Source organism: Amycolatopsis sp. NPDC003865, assembly GCF_053605345.1.
The window spans coordinates 39,584-56,619 of the sequence record NZ_JBSGJA010000031.1; the positions used below are offsets into that span (position 1 = coordinate 39,584).

Genomic DNA, 17,036 nt, shown 5'->3' on the forward strand with positions numbered 1-17,036 from the left:
TCAGTACGCCCTCCCCAACCGGCGCTCGAGCGCGTTCTGGCCGAGCAGCAGGACCGTGTTGATCATCCAGTACATGAGGCCGGCGGCCAGAAACGCTTCCATGTAACGGAAAGTGGCGGTACCAACGCTCTCGGCGACCCGGGTCAGCTCCACCACGGTGACCACGGAAGCCAGCGACGTGTCCTTCATCAGAGCAATGAAACGGCCACCCACCGCAGGAGTGGCGATCCGCAGCGCCTGGGGGACGATCAAGCGTCGGAAGACCCGCCAGTAGGGCATCCCCATGGAGAAACCGGCTTCCCACTGCCCCTTGTCGACACCGACGATCCCGCCGCGGAAGTTCTCCGACAGGTAGGCGGCCGAGAACAGGGTCAGCGCGAGGATCGCCGACGGGATCGGTTCGAACTGGATCCCGATCTGCGGCAGTCCGAAGTAGATGACCAAGATCTGGATCAGCAGCGGAGTACCGCGGAACACCGACACGTAGGCGATGGCCACGGCCCGCAGAGCCCGCCAGCGTGAGATCCGGGCCAGCGCGATCAGCCCGCCCAGCAACGACCCCAGCACGAACGACACCACACCCAGCAACAGCGTGACCCAGATCCCCTGGAGCAGTAACGGGAACAACCCAGCGAACAGGTTCATGGTCGTCTCCTCATCCGTCCTGGCCGCACCGGATCACGAGCCTTGACCGGCAGGCAGCTTCTTCAGCTCGGCAGCCATGTCCAGCCCGCCGAGCCACTTCTGCGAGATCCTGGTCAGCGTGCCGTCGTTGATCATGTCCGTGACCACCCGGTCGACTTCCTGCTTGAAGGCTCCCGCGCCCTGCCGGAATGTCATCCCGTTGACCTCGCTTTCCAGCAGCGGCCCGGCGGGTACGACCGCCAGGTTGTTCTTGCCTGCCAGATACGCGCCCTGGAAGCGAGAGACCAGTGCCGCATCGGCATTGCCCCGGGCCAGGTCGGTCAGTGCCAGCGTGGCGTTCTGGTAGGTCTTCGCCGTCGCCCCGGGGATCTTGTTCTTCACGTAGGCCTCCTGGGTCGTGCCGGCGGAGACCGCGATCACCTTGCCCGCCAGGTCGCTCACGCCGCCGATGGCCCGGTTGCCGGACTTGACGAAGATCGAAACCCCGTTCACCTCGTAGGGCACCGAGAAGTCCACCTGCTTCTTGCGCTCCGCAGTGATCGTCTGGCCGGAAATCACCACGTCGAAGCGCCCCGCGCGGACACCCTCGATGAAGCTCTGGAAGGTGGACGGTACGAACTCGACGTTCTTGATGTCCAACCGCTTCGCGAGTTCGCGTGCGACGTCGACGTCGTACCCGGTCGGCTGGGTCGCCTCATCGAGGAAGTTCCAGGGCGGGTTCGACTGCGTGTTCGCCACCCGCAGGGTGCCGGCTTGCCGGACCTGGCCCAGCAGGTCGCCGCTGTTCCGCGGACCCCCCACGGAACACGCCGTCAGCGCGGCACCGGCGACCATCAGGACAAGGATCCGGCGCGGAAGACTCGGGGCGATGGTCATGGTCGGCTACCTCTCGTACGGCCTCCGCTGCGCACGGCGGCGATGATGCGGTCCAATGCCTGGGAGAGCTGGGCGGGCGGGGTGGCGAAGTTCAACCGGACGAACCCCGCCCCGGCAGCGCCGTAGTGGGCACCTTCGCCGAGTGCAACGCCGGCGGTCTCGAGCAGCCGTGCGGCCGGAGCCGAGGAATCCCACGAACGCAGATCCAGCCAGGCGAAATAGGTTGCGTCCGGCATTCGGTACATCTCGCCGAGACCGGCGCGCGCCAAGCGCTCACCCACCATGCGGCGGCTCGAGTCCAACGCCCGCAACACCGCCGCGAGCCAAGGACCGCCGAGCTCCAGCGCGGCAGCCGTGGCGACCATCCCGAGTGGACTGGTCCCGCTCGTCTCGGCGTGCCGGAGGCCGTTCCACACCTCGACATCGTCCGGCGAAGTCAAGGCAACCACGGCGGTGCGCAGTCCCGGGAAATTCCAGGCCTTCGTCGCGCTCGTCACGGTGACGGAATGGGCCCTGCTCGCGTCGTTCACGGCACCATAGGGAACGAACGGAACGCCGTAGCGGATCGGGGCGTGGACCTCGTCGGCGATCACTCTCGCGCCCCACCGGTCGACGATCTCGGACAGGGCCGACAGCTGGTCCACGCCGAGAACGGTGCCGGTCGGGTTGACCGGGTTCCCCAGCAGCACGCTGCCCGCGCCCTCGCGCAGTCCCCGCTCGACGGCGTCGAGGTCGAGCACGAGCCCGTCGGGCCCCTCGAGCATCGGCACCTCGACGTACGCGCGACCGGCGAGGGACGTCACTTCGAAGAACCGGGGGTAGGCCGGCGTCGGGACAAGCACCGCGGACGCCGGGCGGGTGAGCCGCCGGATCGCCACGGCGATCCCGCGCATCACGTCCGGCACGATTCGGATGGCGGAGGCGTCCACGCTCAGGCCGAGTTCACCGAGCCATTTCGCCGCGGCCCAGGGAACCTCCGTGAGCGTGTCCGGCACGGGATACCCGAAGGCCTCCTCACGCACCGCCCGGCCGACCGCGTCGAACACCGGCGGGCAGGCGGACACGTCCATCTCCGCAACGTGGAGGTCGAGCACCCCCGGCGGGTGCGTCGACCACCGTTTGCACTGACGGGCGACCGACCGCTCGACGCTCCAAACGGGTTCTTGCGCCACGTCCACAGACAGTCTCCTGATCACTCGAACAGGTGAAACGATGTCTCACACGGTCCCTCCGTCACCGCGTTGGCGGTAGAGCGGTTCCCTGTGGACAGTCCTAGACTCTGCCTATGAGCGGTCCGGCCATCGAGACCATGGACCTGCTGGTGTTCCTGACCGTGGCCAGAGCGGGCAGCTTCGGTGGCGCCGCGGTCGAACTCCAGCTGGCCCAGCCCTCGGTGAGCGCGCGGATGGCGACGCTCGAGCGGCGGCTCGGCACGCGGCTGTTCGACCGGAGTCACCGCGGAACCACGCTCACCCCGGCGGGTGAACGACTCGGCGCCTACGCGCGGCGATGCCTCGAGCTGCTGGCCGAGACCGAAGCATCTGTTCGGGCGGAGGGACGGGAACGGCTGGTCGTCGCCACACCGGCGAGTATCGGCAACGTGGTGTTCCCGGCCGTCCTCGCAGCCATGGCGGGGGAACCGGTCGATCTGGTGTGCCGGATCGCGCACAGCGACGAGTCGGTCGCCGCGCTGCTCGACGGCAGCGCCCACGCCGCGTACGTGCTGCAGCGGGTGCTACCACCCGGCCTGGACGCGTGGCTGGTCGCCGGCTCGCCGATCACGGCCGTGGCCGCGCCGCATCATCCGGCCTCCCACCGGAGCGATCTCCGGCCGGAGGACCTTCTGACCACGCCGCTGGCCGTGCACAACTGGAGCGATCAGGCGCTCGAACTTGCGGAATCGTTCACCGGGCCGCAGCGGAGCATCGAACACCCAGTCCGGCTGGTCGGCGCTCCGGACGTCGTCGTCGACCTCGCGGTGCGCCACGGGTACGTCGCCGTCCTCCCTCGTTTCGCAGCTGCCCAAGCGCTACGGCGAGGCCAGCTTTGTCAGTTGGCGATGCCTGACACCGGCCTGGAAGTGCAGGTTCGGCTGGCCCACCGCCCCGAAGCCATCGAACGCAACGCGATCAAGCGGTTGCATGCCGCCACCGCAACTATCGCCGGTTTGATCGGATCGAGCTGACCGACGTCCACCACCAGTTCGGCCGTCTTCCCTGCGAGCGTTGTCCGGTGCTCGTGGCGGCGGGCGAATCCTCACTCACCGCCACGGACACCGGAAGTTCGTGCGTTTCCGCCAGGACGGCGGCAACCGCATGTCACCGCGAGCCGGACACCTCGCTCAGCCGGTAGCGGCCGGGCCCACCATCGGGATGCGGGATGAGCGCCAGCCGCGGATCCACCGCGGCCACCACGCCGGGCAACACGGGGAACGCCGCTTCCTGCGCGACGGTGTCTGCAGGAAGCCGCAGGCAAAGCGCGCGCAGCGGATCGGGCGTTGCCTCGAGATCGACGTACCCTTCGCCACGCTCGACGACGTTCACGGTGGCTCCCAGCCGTTCGCCGAGCGCGGTGAGTGCGGTTTCCGCGACCTCCAACGGGGTTCCGGACAGACCGTCACGCCCCGCGATCCCGGCCAGCTCGGCTGCGCCGACGTCGAGGACCAGCTGCCCGGTAGCGTGGATCGCCCGCTCCACATCTCCCCTTTCGGCCGCGTCGTTGATCTCGGCGGTACGCCTGGCCAGCTCAGCGGGATCAATCGCCGTCAGGTTCGTCGCGGCCGGCGCGGGTACCGTTACGCGGTAGTAGCTGCCGCCGTTGTCCTCGACGGTCAGGTTGCCCGCCGCGTCGCGGCTCTCCACGGACACGACGTAGCTGCCGGGGGCGAGCCCGGTCAGCGAGATCCCGTGGCTGGTGGCCGGGAGCCCGTCGTAGCGCTGCAGGGTGGGCCCGGTCCCGGTGCCGTAGCGCACCCGCGCATCGGCCGGTTCGTCGGTGTGCCACCGGGCGACGACGGCGTCGGTCTTGCCCTTGACGAACGCGACCGAAACGTTGCTGATGTCGGGCGCGCAGGTGTCCGCGGTCTTGCGCGTGTAGAGCACGGACTCGCCGCGGGCGACCAGCCCCTCCGCCGTCTCGGCCACGATCTCCAGGTGGTAGGTCGTGTCCGGGGTCAGGCCGGTGAGCTGAAGACCGTGCGAGGAGCTCACCTGGGTGTCCGAGACCGTGAGGAACGGATCGGTGTGCGCCTGGTCCCGCCGGAACGCCGCCGGGGTCAGGGCGTAGTTGACCCGGCCCGCGGTGGCCGGGAACGATTCCCAGCCGACGACCGCGCGGTCGTCGTCGACCGAGACCGCGACCTGCTGGATCCGCGGAAGCAGCACGTACGGGCGCAACGTCGTGTCGACTTGGCCCAGGAACCGGGTGGCCTTGAAGAACTGCCATGTGAACGCACGCCGCTGCTCGGCGACCTGGCCGATGAAGTTCTTCGAGGCCCTCGTGTCCTTGGTCAGCACGATGAACGCCTGCTTGAACACCTTCTGGGTGTTCGGCCACGCCGGGTTACGCGGGCCCTCCGCCCAGATCACGTTGTCGACGCCGATCTTCTTCGCGGTGCCCGTGATCGTGCCGGTGCTGGCCGACGGGTTCTGGATCACGGAGAACGGCCCGACTTCTCCCGGTGGGACCAGGCCCATCAGGTACAGGTCCAATGGGCAGAAGTGGTAGCGGTCGTCGGCGATGCCGTGGGCGGCGAACTGGTTTCCGCCCAGCGGCTGCCAGTCGATGCCGTCGTAGTCCATGGGCGAGTGGTCGTTGTCGAAGTAGCGGCCCCAGTGGTATATCCCCTGCCCGCTGTTGCTGATCAGCAGGTCGTAGCGGTTCGGTCCGCTCCGGGAATCGCGGTTGCGCACGTAGGCGCCCCACATGTGGCCGGTCTCCTGCAGCAGGACCTGGTTGCCGATCCAGCCGATCGACTGGAAGGCCAGCAGCTTGGTGCTGCCGAACGCGGAACGCTGGTTCAGCGTCGACCCGCCGTAGTAGTTGATGCCTGTCGTCGTGTTGTAGATGCCGCTGTGGAAGGAACCCTGGCCGGGCAGTCCGGTGGCGGTGTCGATGTAGAAGGTGACGAAGTCGAACACGTCGGCGTGGCCGGCCAGGAATCGCTTGGTCGCCTTGGCCCAGTCGATGGTGCCGTTGGTGACGAACGTGTCGTCGATCTGCAGTACCGCGACGTCGTCCACGTCGAAGTCGGCTTGCGGTTCGAGGTTGACTTCGCGGTCCGGGTTGCCGGCGTGCACCTTTGCCCAGTTGACATTGGTGAAGTCCTGGCCGGTCCGGGCCTGGCCCGGACGGTGGCCGGGGACGACGACGTCGGTCGGCGCGTCGTCGATCGTCGCCGGAATCAGCTGATCGTCGGCGAGTTCGCTCAGGTGCTTCTTCTCGCGTACGTAGACGACCACCGCGGGCTCGTCGCGGAGCAGTACGTCCCCGCGTTGCTTCGGTGCCAGCCCGAGGCCGATCACGTCGTCCAGCTCGCTGAGCTTGCGAGCGCCGTTGTACAGGGCCTTCGTGCAGAGTTCGTACTTGTCGTGGATGGAATCATCGGCTGCCGGTCCGGCTGTGCCTGGCATTGCGCCCTCCTCGTACGTGCGGTTCGCAGGCGCGGGTCGCGAGGGCTCTTGTCTGCGAAGGAGCTTAGTAGTGCTCTCGTCCGATGAAGAGCCGGCACAGCAGTCGCTGATACACGTCCCGGGCAACGACTTGTTCAACCGCGGTCCGCCGGCCATACGGCGATGTCGACGGGTTTTCGCGTACCGCAAACCGCGTCGAGTACTATCCAACATAGTTGTCTATTTCCGTCGAACCCCAGCACGAAGCCGCGCCTCCACACTTCAGTCGGTGCCCGAATCGGACAGTCGTGACTACTATCCCTCTTAGTGGCCCTGGGGCCGTGCTCGAAAGAAGGGAAGCTTGCCATGCAGCCTGCAAGACCGATACTCCGCTTGGGTGCCACTTTGTGCGCCGCCGCGGCGGCGATCAGCTTCGCCGCCGTTCCGGCCGACGCGGCTCCCCGGCCGGCCGGCGACGCTGACGGGCCGGCGTTGGCCCGTCAGCTGACCCGCAAGGTGACCATCGACGCGATCAACCGGAACTTCATCGCGCTGCAGCGGTTCGCCGACCGCAACGGGGGCAACCGGGCGGCGAGCACCAACGGCCACAAGGAGACCGCCGACTACATCGCCAACAAGCTCACCGCCGCCGGGTTCGACGTCACGAAGCAGGAGTTCCCGTTCCTGTTCACGCAGACGCTGGCCGAGAAGCTGACTGTGGCCGGAAAGTCCGTGCCGATCGTCCTGATGACCTACAGCACGGCGACCCCGGCGGGCGGGATCACCGCACCCCTCGGCGTGGTCCCCGCGGGAACGGACACCACGCCCGGCTGTGAAGCGACCGACTACGCCGGCGTCGACGTGTCGGGCAAGATCGCGCTGATCAAGCGCGGCGGCTGCGCCTTCGCCCTGAAGCAGCAGCTGGCGGCTGATGCGGGCGCAGTCGGCGCCGTCATCTACAACAACGTCGACGGTGCGTTGAACGGCACCCTCGGCGACCCGAGCACCGCCCGGATCCCCACCGGCGGGATCAGCAAGGCCGACGGCGAAGCGCTCAGCGCCCAGCAGGGCGCGGCCACGGTTCTCGACCTGCGGGAGCTCCGGGAAAACCGCACCAGCGTCAACGTGATCGCCGAGACCAAGACTGGCCGGAAGGACAACGTCGTGCTCGCCGGCTCCCACGTGGACTCCACGCTCGAAGGCCCCGGGGTCAACGACGGCGGCAGCGGTGGCGCCATGCTGCTGGAGATCGCGTTGCAGCTCGGCGCGAAGCCGAAGGTGAACAACGCCGTCCGGTTCGGCTTCTGGAGCGCCGAGGAGTTCGGCATCGTCGGCTCGACGGCCTACGTGAATTCGCTGAGTTTCGAGCAGCAGCTGGACATCGCGATGTACCTGAACTTCGACATGATGGGTTCCCAGAACGCGGGCTACTTCGTCTTCGACGGCGACAACTCGGACGGGGCGAACTCCGGTCCGGCTCCGTTCGGCTCGGCCCAGATCGAGAAGCTTTTCGCCGATCGATTCGCATCCCGCGGAGTACAGACCGAAGGCACGCCTTTCGACGGCCGCACCGACTACGTCGGCTTCATGAACGCCGGGATCCCGGTCGGCGGAACGTTCACCGGAGCCGAGGAGCTCAAGACGGCCGCGCAGGCCGCGAAGTGGGGCGGCCAGGCAGGCGTCGCTTTCGACCCGTGCTACCACCTCGCTTGCGACAACCTCGGCAACATCAACCGCGTCGCCGCGGCTCGGAACGCCGACGCCACCGCGTGGGTGATCGGGACGTACGCCACCAGCACCGAGGGCGTGAACGGCGTTCAGCCGCGCGCGGACCGGGCACGGCTGCGGGCACAGCGCAGCATGGCTGCGGCAGCTCCGGCGAACCCGGCTGCTCTCGGGTGAGTGAATGGTGCTGGAGCCGGCCACCGCGCCGGTTCCAGCACCAGGCCGGGTCCGATCGGTTTCGAAACCCTTGGTGCACCAACCGGAAGTCCAGCGAGCCGGAGCAGGCAGCATTCAGTGGACTTCCCCGAGCCCACTCACCCGGTCTACTACGTCGTCTAGTACTCTGGCTGGTACGCGCGGCACCTTGCACGGGGTCTCCGCGCGAGGCGTCGGCTTCGTGCCGGCCCGACAACGGCGGGTCTCTTCCTTAAGGACTCGACCCGCTGTGCGTGCGGCGGCCGACGGCCTGGGAACCGGCCGGCCGCCGCATCGTCGACACGCCTGCTACTGCGAGCCGGACGACGCAGGATCAACTCGCCCGAAGCCCTGCGCAGGGTGACACGGGCACTGCAGTCGTTCTCCTCGGGACTGCTCGACGAACACCTTTCGAGCTGTGTCGTGCAGGCACCAGCGGCTGGCGGCAAGGACGCCGAGACGAAGCTCAGTGAAGCCTCCGATGCGATCGTGCGGCTCGTTCGGTCCTAACCGGGCCGTCCGGCAACGAACGTTCACTGCGATTCTTGTGCGTGAGCACGCGGACTGCGCAACCGAGCACACAGGCCAGAACAGCACGGCTCGTGTCCGACCGGAGCGCGGCGCGGATCCTGGGTGACTGGCGACGCAATGCGGATCCGACCACTTGAACTCCTTTATCCAACGGTGTACTACCAGCACGCGGAAGCCCACCGATCTTAGTGCCGCGGGGTGGCTGGGCAGCTTGGATCCTTTCAACCACCCGGGCCCGCCTACTGCCGTACCGCTGTCTCAGCGCGTTCTTCGGCGGTGAAATCGGTACGGGCGTGCGCGCCGTCGCAGAACGGTTTCTTCGCGGACTGTCCACAACGGCAGAGCAAGTACGAACGCTTGCCCTCGAGGTCGTACTCATTGTTGTCGTGATCGACCAGCCGCACCGGACCCTTCACCTGATACGGCCCGTTTTCCACGATCTTGACCACAGCATCGGGAACGGACCCGTCCCGTCCCGGCATCGCGTTCAGCTCAGCACCTCGTAGCCGGCGTCCTTGACGGCAGCGTGAACCAGCTGCGCGTTCACCGGCCCCTCGCTGACCACGGTCAACTCGCCGCTGGCGATGTCGGCATCGACCTCGGATACACCGGCCAAACCACTGACCGCGCCCGTCACCTTGTTCATGCAACCGGAGCAGGTCATGCCCTTGACCGTGTACACGCTGGTCTCCATCACATCGTCCCTTCGAGTCAAGTCTCGGCGCCGGCACAAGACGATCAGCCGACATCAGCCACCATAACATTACGGGGGTAGGGTATGTAAACCCGATGAAGTCCACGCGGATGTCGTCGGCCTCCCGGCCGCGTCCAGCAAAGCTGCGGGTCAGTCGCGACGGCCGCGGACCGCCGCGCCGGCGACGCACCGCACCACCGGTTCGGCCGCCGAGGCAGTGTCGCTCGCGAACTGACTTCCCGCAGACCCGGCGCATGCGGGGCATTGGTGCCCCGGGCGAGAGCCGACGGCGCCAGGCCTCGGACAGCGGGCCCGCCGAACCCCTCTCCAGGACGGAAACAGGAGCAGACGGGAATCTTCTTCCGACTAAAGGAGTTCGCGGCCGCGATCTTCATCCTGGTGTACACGGTGGACTAGGAGCGACGCGGCGCAGTGAAGCGCAGGACGTCGATCCCGCCGGAGTACTGCGCCGCATAGACCAGACCGTCATGGTAAGCCGGGACAGCAGCCTCGCTCCCCCGTGGGAAGAAATAGCCCACCTGAACCGGGTGCCGGGGATCGGAAAAGTCGATGAACTTCGTGCCCTGCCCATAAAATGCCTGGACGAGGATGTTGCCGTCGCCGACGCCGGGCAGCGGCGCGAAGTAGTGCGCCGAGCAGTCCGCGTTCGGCTGCTCACCCGGGCTGCCGACCGGTCCCCAGTCGCCGACCACGGTGAGCCGGAAGGGGTGCTCCGGCGTCGAGCGCCAGGCTTCGCCGCCATAGCTGCCCTTGAGCGACACGATGAGCAGCCGTCCGGCGTCGGCGCACGTGTCACCGAAGTCCTCGTCCGTGACGAACAGCAGTTCGCCCGGCGCGAAGCCGCCGATGGACCGCAGGGGGTGCCAGGAATTGTGGTCGAAGGTGTAGGTGGCGTCGTTCGGGCTGATGATCTTCCCTCCGGCGTACGGAACCGGATCGGCGGCGGTGGCGATCCGCACCCGGCCCTGAACGGGGTCGAAGTGGATCCCCGTGGTCCAGTAGCCGCGGACGCCGCCCGCGCCAGAGGCCCAGGCGACACCCGCGGCATCGACGTCGGTGTTGTGCACGTAGTCGGTGACGCCGTCGTTGCGGTGCAGATCGACCGGCGTTGGGAAGGTGTACGGGTGTTCGGGGCGGCTGACGTCGGTGACCCAGGCGGGCTGACCCTGCCAGTCCGGGGGCTGGTTTCCGGTGCCGGTGTGCGACGGCCCGCCGCTCCACAGGTAGCGGCAGTCGTTGATGCACTGCGAGGTGTGCCCGCCCGGCTCTTCGTGGAAGCCGATCAACCGCAGGTGGGCCGGGTCGCGGGCGTCGACGAGGTCGATGCCCGAGGTGCCGGTCTGCTTGTTCCCGCCGAAGGCCCGGGGATCACGCGTGAGGAAGACGAGCTTCCGCACCGGGTCGACTTGCAGGTGCTCGCCTTCCCAGAAGCCCTTGCTCACGTCGTCGCCGGGCAGCGCCAGCGCCGACGCGGGCAGTTCGCCGATGAGTTTCGGGTGTTTCGGGTCCGACAGCGACCAGGCACGCAGGCCGAACACCCCGTCGGCGAACATGACGTCGGAGTCGTGGCGCCCGGGGTAGTCGATGAACGCGAGGCCCGCCACCGCGGACGGGGTGTCCGCGTGCGCCAGCCATGCCACGTTCTGCGCGTCGACCGGGCCGGTGGGCAATGCGGCCGGCGAATCGGCGTAGGCGGTGTTGCCGGTCGCCAAGGTGCAGGCGGCCAGCAGCGACACGAGTAGGCGGGAGCGTCCCATCGATGTCTCCAGGGTGGTCAGAGGGTGCCGAGCCGGGCGGGTTTGACGATCCACAGACCGCTGGTCATGTCGCTGGCCAGGATGACGTTGTGAGTCTGGTCGACGGAGACGCCCCAGACCGACGCCGGCGAACCATCGCTGTTCGGTGGCGGCACGAACTGGCCGCGCTGGGTGCTGACGCCGTGCTCGTTCATCGTCCACCACACGATGCCGCCGGAGTACCAGGAGGAGAAGAGCTGGCCGCCTGCGGCGACTTCGGTGTTGTGGTCGGTGAACTCGCCGTCGGTGCGGGTCGAGCGGCTGTCACCGGTGGAGAAGGTGCCGAGGAACACCGGCTGCTTCGGGTTGGTGTTGTCGTAGACGTGGACCTCGCCCCAACCGCCATACGCGGACTCGCCGGGGCAGTCCTCCGGAGACGTGTCCTCGGTGTTGATGATCAGCCACTTGCCGTTGTTCGCCAACGTCATCGAGTGGTTGTCGCCGTCTTCGTCCGGTGGCGTGATCTTGGTGTCGCTGACCACCACAGGTGTGGCGGGCTGCGCGATGTCGAGGTGAACGGTTCCGGCGTCCCAGTACGAGACGTACACCGAGTTGCCACCGTCTTCGAACCGCGCGCTGTGCGCGAACTGAATGGCCGAGCAGCCGACGCCTTGGTCGGTGGTGAGGTTGAGCGACCAGTCGGTCAGCTTCTGTGGACTGCGCGGGTTGGTGGCGTCGATCAGGTGCAGTGCGGTCGCGCCGTTGCTGTTCCGGTGGTCGACGAGGTTGCGGGCGCAGGCGACGAGGACCTTGCCGTCTGAGCGCTGCACGGCGTCGATCTCGTGACAGCCGACAGTCCCCTGCGGCAGGTCCCACTGCCCGAGGAGGACCGGGTGCACGGCGTCCGTGACGTCGAACAGCCGCACGCCGGGCACGACCTCCGTCTCGTGCCCGCTGCTGAAGCAGGCCTGGATACCGACAACGGCCAGCGTGCCGGTGAAGGACGGCGTGCGGACGTCGAGCACGGTGACGTCCTCGGCACGGGTGTAAGCCGGATTGGGCAGCTTGCTCACCAGGCGCGGCCGGTTCGGGTGCGAGATGTCCACGATCTGAACACCGTCGCCGCCCTGGTGGGTGCCGGAGCATCGGCTGCCGATGTAGGCGAAGTTCCCGTGTGCGGAGATGTCGCCGTAGTCACCGAACCCGTCGAGCGCGGAATGCCCGACCAGATGGAAGTTGTCGAGCACGGCTCCGCCCGGCGGCCGGCTCTCGTCCGGGGCCGCACTGGCCGGGATCGAAGACCCCAGCAACACCAGGCCGAAGAGGCTGCCCAGCAACACCGATCGTGAACGTCTCATCCCGCACCCCCGGCGACGATGGAGAATTGTCCGTGACGCGAACAAGTGCGTGGGGGATTCTCCTCCGCGGCACTACGGATGTCACCAGACGATCGGCCCTTGAGAGCGGACAAAGAGACCGAAGTGGACGGTTCCGGCGAATCGCTTTCAGGCTGAAGGCGGCGCGAGCGCGGACATCAGCGTCGCCTCGAGGACGTGACCGGCGTCCGCCTGCGGAAGCCTGTTCGCGTTGACGTCTTCGGCAGCCGCGTGCAGCAGCGTGTAGACGGTGGTTACCAGCCAGCTCAGCGGCAGGTCGGTCCGGAAGACGCCGTCCCGGCGGCCGCGGGCGACGAGCTTGTCGATCCGCTCGATCGCCGGGTCGTGGAAGTCACGCAGCCGGGCCGCGCCCAGCTCCCGCCGGGCGACCTCGAACAGCCGCCGGTGCCGGTCGAGGGCCTGCCACGACGATCGCAGCAGCCGACGCAGCGCCTCGTCCGCCGTGCCCTCCTCCGGCCGGCTCTCCTCGATCACGGCCCCGGCCTCGGCAATCGCGCGCTCGAGGACCGCCTCCAGGACAGCTTCTCGTGACGGGAAATGCGCGTAGAGGGTGACTCGGCCGACGCCGGCCGTCCGGGCGAGCTCCGCCATGCTGATCTGCGGCTGCGTGCCCAGGCAGGCCGCGGCGGCGTCCAGGATCGCGGCGATGCTGCGCTCGGCGTCGGCGCGGCGCCGGCCTGTCGTACTGCTCACAGGCCCAACCCTACGGGGCTCAGTGCGCGAACACCGGCCCATCGGTGGCCGGCGGACGTCCGGCCGGAACCAGAACGAGCACCACGACGGCCATCACCGCGGCCACGATCGCCGCGCCGGCGAACGCCGTCCCGAAGCCGCCGACACCCGCACCGGCACCCAGGCTGCTCGCGGCCAGCGTCGAAACGAACGCGATCCCGAGGCTCGCGCCGAGTTCGTGGCCGGTGTTGATCAGCCCGGACGTCACGCCGGCGTCGCGCGGGTCGACGTAGGCCATGGCGGTGGTCGTCGAGGCGACGAACGCCGCGCCGAGCCCGAGACCGGATACGGCGAATCCCGGCAACAGCGTGAGCAGCGCGTTGCCCTCGGCCGGCAACCGGATCAGCAGGGCGGCTCCGATCGCGGCCAGCGCGAACCCCGCGGCGGCCGCCGTCCGTCCGCCGAAGCGGCCGACGACCCGGACTCCGAGATGCGTCCCGACGCCGATCACCAGCGCGACCGGCAAGAAGAGCAGCCCCGTCCGCAACGCACTGAGCCGCAGCGCGTGCTGCAGATACTGCGAGGCGAGGAAGAAGTCCGACAGCAACAGCCCGGACGCCACCAGCATCACCAGGTTCCCGGCCACCACGGGCCGCCGCGCCGACGTCGTCAGCCGCACCAGCGGCTCCGGCACCGCACGCTCGATGGCGGCGAACGCGCCGAGCAGGATGAGCCCCGCGACCAAGGCGACCAGCGTCCAAAGGTCGGTCCAGCCGGTGTCCCCCGCGCGCACGAGGCCGTAGATCACCGCGGCGACCCCGGCGGTGGCGACCAGGGCACCCGGCACGTCCACCCGCGCGGACCGCGGCGCCGGAAGGCTTCGGATCAGCGGCGGCAGCGCGATCGCGACCACCGCGCCGACCGGCACGTTGATGAAGAACACCCACTCCCAGCCGGGGCCCGCGGTGAACACCCCACCGAGCAGGACGCCGACGGCCGCGCCCGCACCGCCGATCGCGGCCCACACGCCGAGCGCCCGATTGCGGTCCGGGCCGCGGAAGATCGTCGTCACGATCGACAGCGCGGACGGCGACAGCATCGCGGCACCGACACCCTGCGCGGCGCGCGCGGTGACGAGCATCGTCGCGTTCACCGCGAGCCCGGACACCAGCGAGGCGGCGGTGAACACGGCCAGCCCGGCAAGGAAGATCCGCCGCCGGCCGAGCGCGTCGGCCAGGCGGCCGCCGAGCAGCATCAGCCCGCCGAAGCACAGCGTGTAGGCGGTGACCACCCAGGTCAGCCCGGCGCGATCGAGGTGCAGCTGGTCGGCGATCACCGGCAGCGCCACGTTCACGACGGTGACGTCGAGGATGACCATGAACTGGGCCAGGCACAACAGCACGAGCACCCACCAGCGGCGCATCGTGGGTGGCGCGTCGTGCGCCACGTGAGTACTGGGGTGTGTCATCGCCAGCTCCTTAACTCGAACACTACTGTTCGAGTTAAGGTACGCTTCGATCGCAGATAAGTCGAACAGTAGTGTTCGCTTTATTGAGGAGGCCCTGATGGAACCCGCCTTGGCGTTCGAGCGGCGTGGCAGCGGCCCGCCGGTCGTGCTGCTGCACGGCATCGGCCACGACCGGCACGCCTGGGACCCGATCGCCGAGCTGCTCACGCCCTACCGCGAACTCGTTCTCGTCGACCTGCCCGGCCACGGTGCCTCTTCCCTTCCCGGCGGAAGCGTCCTGGACGTGCTGGAGCTGACCGGGCAGGTCGAGCGACTGCTGGCCGGCCTGGGCCTCGACCGGCCGGTCGTCGTGGGCAACTCGCTGGGCGGGGCGATCGCGCTGGAGCTGGCGCGGCGAGGGCGGGCGCGGGCCGTGGTCGCCCTCTCGCCGATAGGGTTCTGGTCCTCCCGGGACGTGACGTACGTCGTCGCGGTGCTGCGAGCCTCCCGCGTACTCGCCAAACTTCTCGCACCGATCGCGTCCCACCTGATGCGCCGGCAAGCGTTGCGCGCGGTCGCACTCGGCGTCTACTTCGGCCAGCCGAGCCGGTTCAGCGCGGCAGAGGCGACACGAACGGTTCGAGGATTCGCCGGGGCCGCCGGTGTCGGCGCGATCCTCCCCCACAGCCGCCACTATCGATTCCGCAACAGCTCCGGACTCGACCAGCACGCGATCACCATTGCCTGGGGTACCAAGGATCGCTTGCTCATACCGCACCAATTCCTTCGGGCGCAAGCAGTCCTGCCCGCTGCCCGGCACGTTCCCCTTCCGGGGAGCGGGCACGTGCCGATGATCGACGATCCGGACCGCGTGGCCGAGCTGGTTCTCGCCCGATGAAGCCGCTCGTTACGGCCGGGATCGTCGAACTCGCCGTCGCCGCGTTGTCAGGCTGGCTCATGGTTCTGGTGATCCAGGCGCCGTCGGTGCTACGTCGCGCCGGAGTCAGCCGGCCCAAGCGCATCCGGCAGGCCCATCTGGACCTGGTCATGATGGGCACGATCCAGGTCGCCGTCGGTGCCGCAGTCCCCGAGCCGCTGTTCTGGATCGCCGCGCTGATCGCCATCGGCGCCGTTGCGCAACCGCTGCTGTTTCTGCCATTGGCAGTACGCCCTGGGCTCAGTCGGGCACGCGGCTTTCAGGCGCTCGCCGCGGCGGTGTTCGCCGCGACAAGCGTGGGCTGGGTCGCCTTGGCCGTCACCGTTTCGGGCTGACGCCCGCGGCGATGAACAGCGGCACAGCCAGGAACATCCGATCCGATTCCGCACGCCGGGCCTGCTCGGCCACCCAGGCGTCCGCCTCCGCACGCTCGACCGGCCCGGCGGCCGATGCCGTGGCTGCCAGCCCGGTCAGCATCGGCAGCATCAGCCGGTCGGTGAAGATCGCCGTCCGGACCTCGACGGTGACGTCCTCGAAGCCGGCGTCGAGCAGCAGGGTCCGGTATCCCCGGGCGGCCCGCGGGCTGGGCACGGTGCCGGCGCGGGCGTGCACGATGGCGCGGGTCAGTTCCGGGTCGTCGGAGTCGATGACGAAGGTGTCCCAGTCCTGGCCGATCAGGACGCTCCGCCCGCCCGGCACCAGCACACGTCGTGCCTCGGCCACCGCGGCCGCGGGATCGGCGAGCTCGTGGAAGACCTTGTCGGCGCGGTATCCCGCCACGCTGCCGTCGTCGAGCGGCAGCTGATCGGCGACGCCTTCGCGGAAGTCCTGCTCCGGCCAGCGCTGCCGCGCGGCGTCGAGCATCAGCGGGTCCGGGTCGACGCCGATCGGCCGGGCCCGCCGGGCGGCGAGTTCGGCGACCGCGCGGCCGGGGCCGCAGCCGACGTCGACGACCTGCTGACCTTCGTCGAGCTGCAGCAGGTCGTAGGTGTGGGCGCGGAGGTCGGCCGCGCCGGGCAGCGTGTCCGCGGCGTCGAGCAGGCGGATCAGGGACTCGGTGGCGTCGGTCTGAGAGGTCGTGGTGCTGGACATGTCCGCCATGCTGCGACTTAATGTCGACATGAAGTCAAGCGACGCGGAGATGAGCATCGGCGAGGTCGCGCAGCGCTTCGGCCTGGCCACCCACGTGCTGCGGCATTGGGAGTCGGTGGGACTGCTGGCTCCGTCTCGGGTCACCGCCTCCCGTCGCCGCTACGGCTCAGCCGACCTGTACCGGGTCGCGGTGATCCTGCGCGCGAAGGAAGCCGGGTTCAGCCTGGACGACATCCGGGAGATGTTCGCCGCACCGGATCCCGCCGGCCGGACAGCTGTCCTGCGTCGCCGACGCGCCGAGCTCGCCGCCCGGATCGCCGCGGCGCAGGCGTCGCTGGAGCTGATCGACTGCGCGTTGGACTGCGATCACGAAGACATCGCCGAGTGCCCGCACTTCCGGGCCACGGTGGCCGCCCGGATCAGCCCGGACCGGGTGCCACACGTGCGTGTCTGACCGG

At 68.8% G+C, this 17,036-nt stretch carries 16 protein-coding genes and 1 pseudogene; 6 read left to right on the top strand and 11 right to left on the bottom strand.

From position 1 onward, the window contains the following. Genes ACWEVP_RS44875 through ACWEVP_RS44885 form a run of 3 tightly spaced genes read right to left on the bottom strand, consistent with a single transcriptional unit; the run spans position 1 to position 2,615 of the window. A complete protein-coding gene (locus ACWEVP_RS44875; RefSeq protein ID WP_452068702.1) occupies positions 1-645 on the bottom strand; it encodes an amino acid ABC transporter permease in 645 nt (214 codons plus the stop codon). 33 nt (positions 646-678) lie between these two features. After that, positions 679-1,521, bottom strand: coding sequence for a transporter substrate-binding domain-containing protein (locus ACWEVP_RS44880; RefSeq protein ID WP_452068703.1), 843 nt, complete (start codon positions 1,519-1,521; stop codon positions 679-681). Continuing rightward, positions 1,518-2,615 carry an aminotransferase class I/II-fold pyridoxal phosphate-dependent enzyme gene (locus tag ACWEVP_RS44885; RefSeq protein ID WP_452068704.1) on the bottom strand — a complete coding sequence of 366 codons (1,098 nt, stop codon included), beginning with the start codon at positions 2,613-2,615 and terminating at the stop codon, positions 1,518-1,520. Before ACWEVP_RS44885 ends, ACWEVP_RS44880 begins: the two co-directional genes overlap by 4 nt. Positions 2,616-2,806: 191 nt before the next feature. Here ACWEVP_RS44885 and ACWEVP_RS44890 point away from each other — a divergent pair, with 191 nt between their 5' ends. After that, complete coding sequence (locus ACWEVP_RS44890) at positions 2,807-3,706, top strand: LysR family transcriptional regulator (protein ID WP_452068705.1); 900 nt, start codon at positions 2,807-2,809, stop codon at positions 3,704-3,706. Between the two features lie 133 nt (positions 3,707-3,839). Here the strand turns inward: ACWEVP_RS44890 and ACWEVP_RS44895 are convergent, their stop codons facing one another. Next, positions 3,840-6,152, bottom strand: a complete 2,313-nt coding sequence (locus ACWEVP_RS44895) for a hypothetical protein (protein WP_452068706.1) — start codon at positions 6,150-6,152, stop codon at positions 3,840-3,842. A gap of 345 nt (positions 6,153-6,497) precedes the next feature. On the opposite strand from ACWEVP_RS44895, the gene ACWEVP_RS44900 reads away from it, so the two are divergent. Both ACWEVP_RS44900 and ACWEVP_RS44905 read left to right on the top strand, forming a co-directional pair. Further along, positions 6,498-8,033, top strand: coding sequence for a M28 family peptidase (locus ACWEVP_RS44900; RefSeq protein WP_452068707.1), 1,536 nt, complete (start codon positions 6,498-6,500; stop codon positions 8,031-8,033). Between the two features lie 381 nt (positions 8,034-8,414). Continuing rightward, a pseudogene (locus ACWEVP_RS44905) lies at positions 8,415-8,561 on the top strand (metal-sensitive transcriptional regulator); the annotation flags it as partial. Positions 8,562-8,821: 260 nt separating this feature from the next. On the opposite strand, the gene ACWEVP_RS44910 reads toward ACWEVP_RS44905, so the two are convergent. The 6 genes from ACWEVP_RS44910 to ACWEVP_RS44935 all read right to left on the bottom strand — a co-directional run bounded on the left by ACWEVP_RS44910 (position 8,822) and on the right by ACWEVP_RS44935 (position 14,570). Then, the gene (locus tag ACWEVP_RS44910; RefSeq protein ID WP_452068708.1) at positions 8,822-9,064 is read right to left on the bottom strand and encodes a CDGSH iron-sulfur domain-containing protein; all 243 of its coding nucleotides are present in this window, start codon (positions 9,062-9,064) and stop codon (positions 8,822-8,824) included. A 5-nt stretch (positions 9,065-9,069) separates the two neighbouring features. Beyond that, on the bottom strand, positions 9,070-9,276 hold the full coding sequence (locus ACWEVP_RS44915; protein WP_452068709.1) for a heavy-metal-associated domain-containing protein: 207 nt from the start codon (positions 9,274-9,276) through the stop codon (positions 9,070-9,072). 413 nt (positions 9,277-9,689) lie between these two features. Further along, positions 9,690-11,054 (bottom strand): hypothetical protein, encoded by a 1,365-nt coding sequence (locus ACWEVP_RS44920; RefSeq protein WP_452068710.1) that lies wholly within the window; start codon positions 11,052-11,054, stop codon positions 9,690-9,692. A gap of 17 nt (positions 11,055-11,071) precedes the next feature. Further along, a complete protein-coding gene (locus tag ACWEVP_RS44925; RefSeq protein WP_452068711.1) occupies positions 11,072-12,391 on the bottom strand; it encodes an LVIVD repeat-containing protein in 1,320 nt (439 codons plus the stop codon). A 147-nt stretch (positions 12,392-12,538) separates the two neighbouring features. Continuing rightward, positions 12,539-13,123, bottom strand: a complete 585-nt coding sequence (locus ACWEVP_RS44930; protein ID WP_452068712.1) for a TetR/AcrR family transcriptional regulator — start codon at positions 13,121-13,123, stop codon at positions 12,539-12,541. A 19-nt stretch (positions 13,124-13,142) separates the two neighbouring features. Next, positions 13,143-14,570, bottom strand: a complete 1,428-nt coding sequence (locus tag ACWEVP_RS44935; RefSeq protein WP_452068713.1) for an MFS transporter — start codon at positions 14,568-14,570, stop codon at positions 13,143-13,145. A gap of 97 nt (positions 14,571-14,667) precedes the next feature. Here ACWEVP_RS44935 and ACWEVP_RS44940 point away from each other — a divergent pair, with 97 nt between their 5' ends. Together ACWEVP_RS44940 and ACWEVP_RS44945 are read left to right on the top strand one after the other, a co-directional pair. Then, positions 14,668-15,447: an alpha/beta fold hydrolase gene (locus tag ACWEVP_RS44940; protein WP_452068714.1), complete on the top strand. Its 780-nt coding sequence runs from the start codon at positions 14,668-14,670 to the stop codon at positions 15,445-15,447. After that, positions 15,444-15,821, top strand: a complete 378-nt coding sequence (locus ACWEVP_RS44945) for a hypothetical protein (RefSeq protein WP_452068715.1) — start codon at positions 15,444-15,446, stop codon at positions 15,819-15,821. Before ACWEVP_RS44940 ends, ACWEVP_RS44945 begins: the two co-directional genes overlap by 4 nt. Here ACWEVP_RS44945 and ACWEVP_RS44950 read toward each other — a convergent pair. Then, the gene (locus ACWEVP_RS44950) at positions 15,805-16,578 is read right to left on the bottom strand and encodes a methyltransferase domain-containing protein (protein WP_452068716.1); all 774 of its coding nucleotides are present in this window, start codon (positions 16,576-16,578) and stop codon (positions 15,805-15,807) included. The two genes, ACWEVP_RS44945 and ACWEVP_RS44950, sit on opposite strands and share 17 nt — an antisense overlap. Between ACWEVP_RS44950 and ACWEVP_RS44955 the strand changes: the two genes are divergently transcribed. Next, a complete protein-coding gene (locus tag ACWEVP_RS44955; protein ID WP_452068717.1) occupies positions 16,577-17,032 on the top strand; it encodes a MerR family transcriptional regulator in 456 nt (151 codons plus the stop codon). The two genes, ACWEVP_RS44950 and ACWEVP_RS44955, sit on opposite strands and share 2 nt — an antisense overlap. The last annotated feature ends 4 nt before the right edge of the window (positions 17,033-17,036 follow it).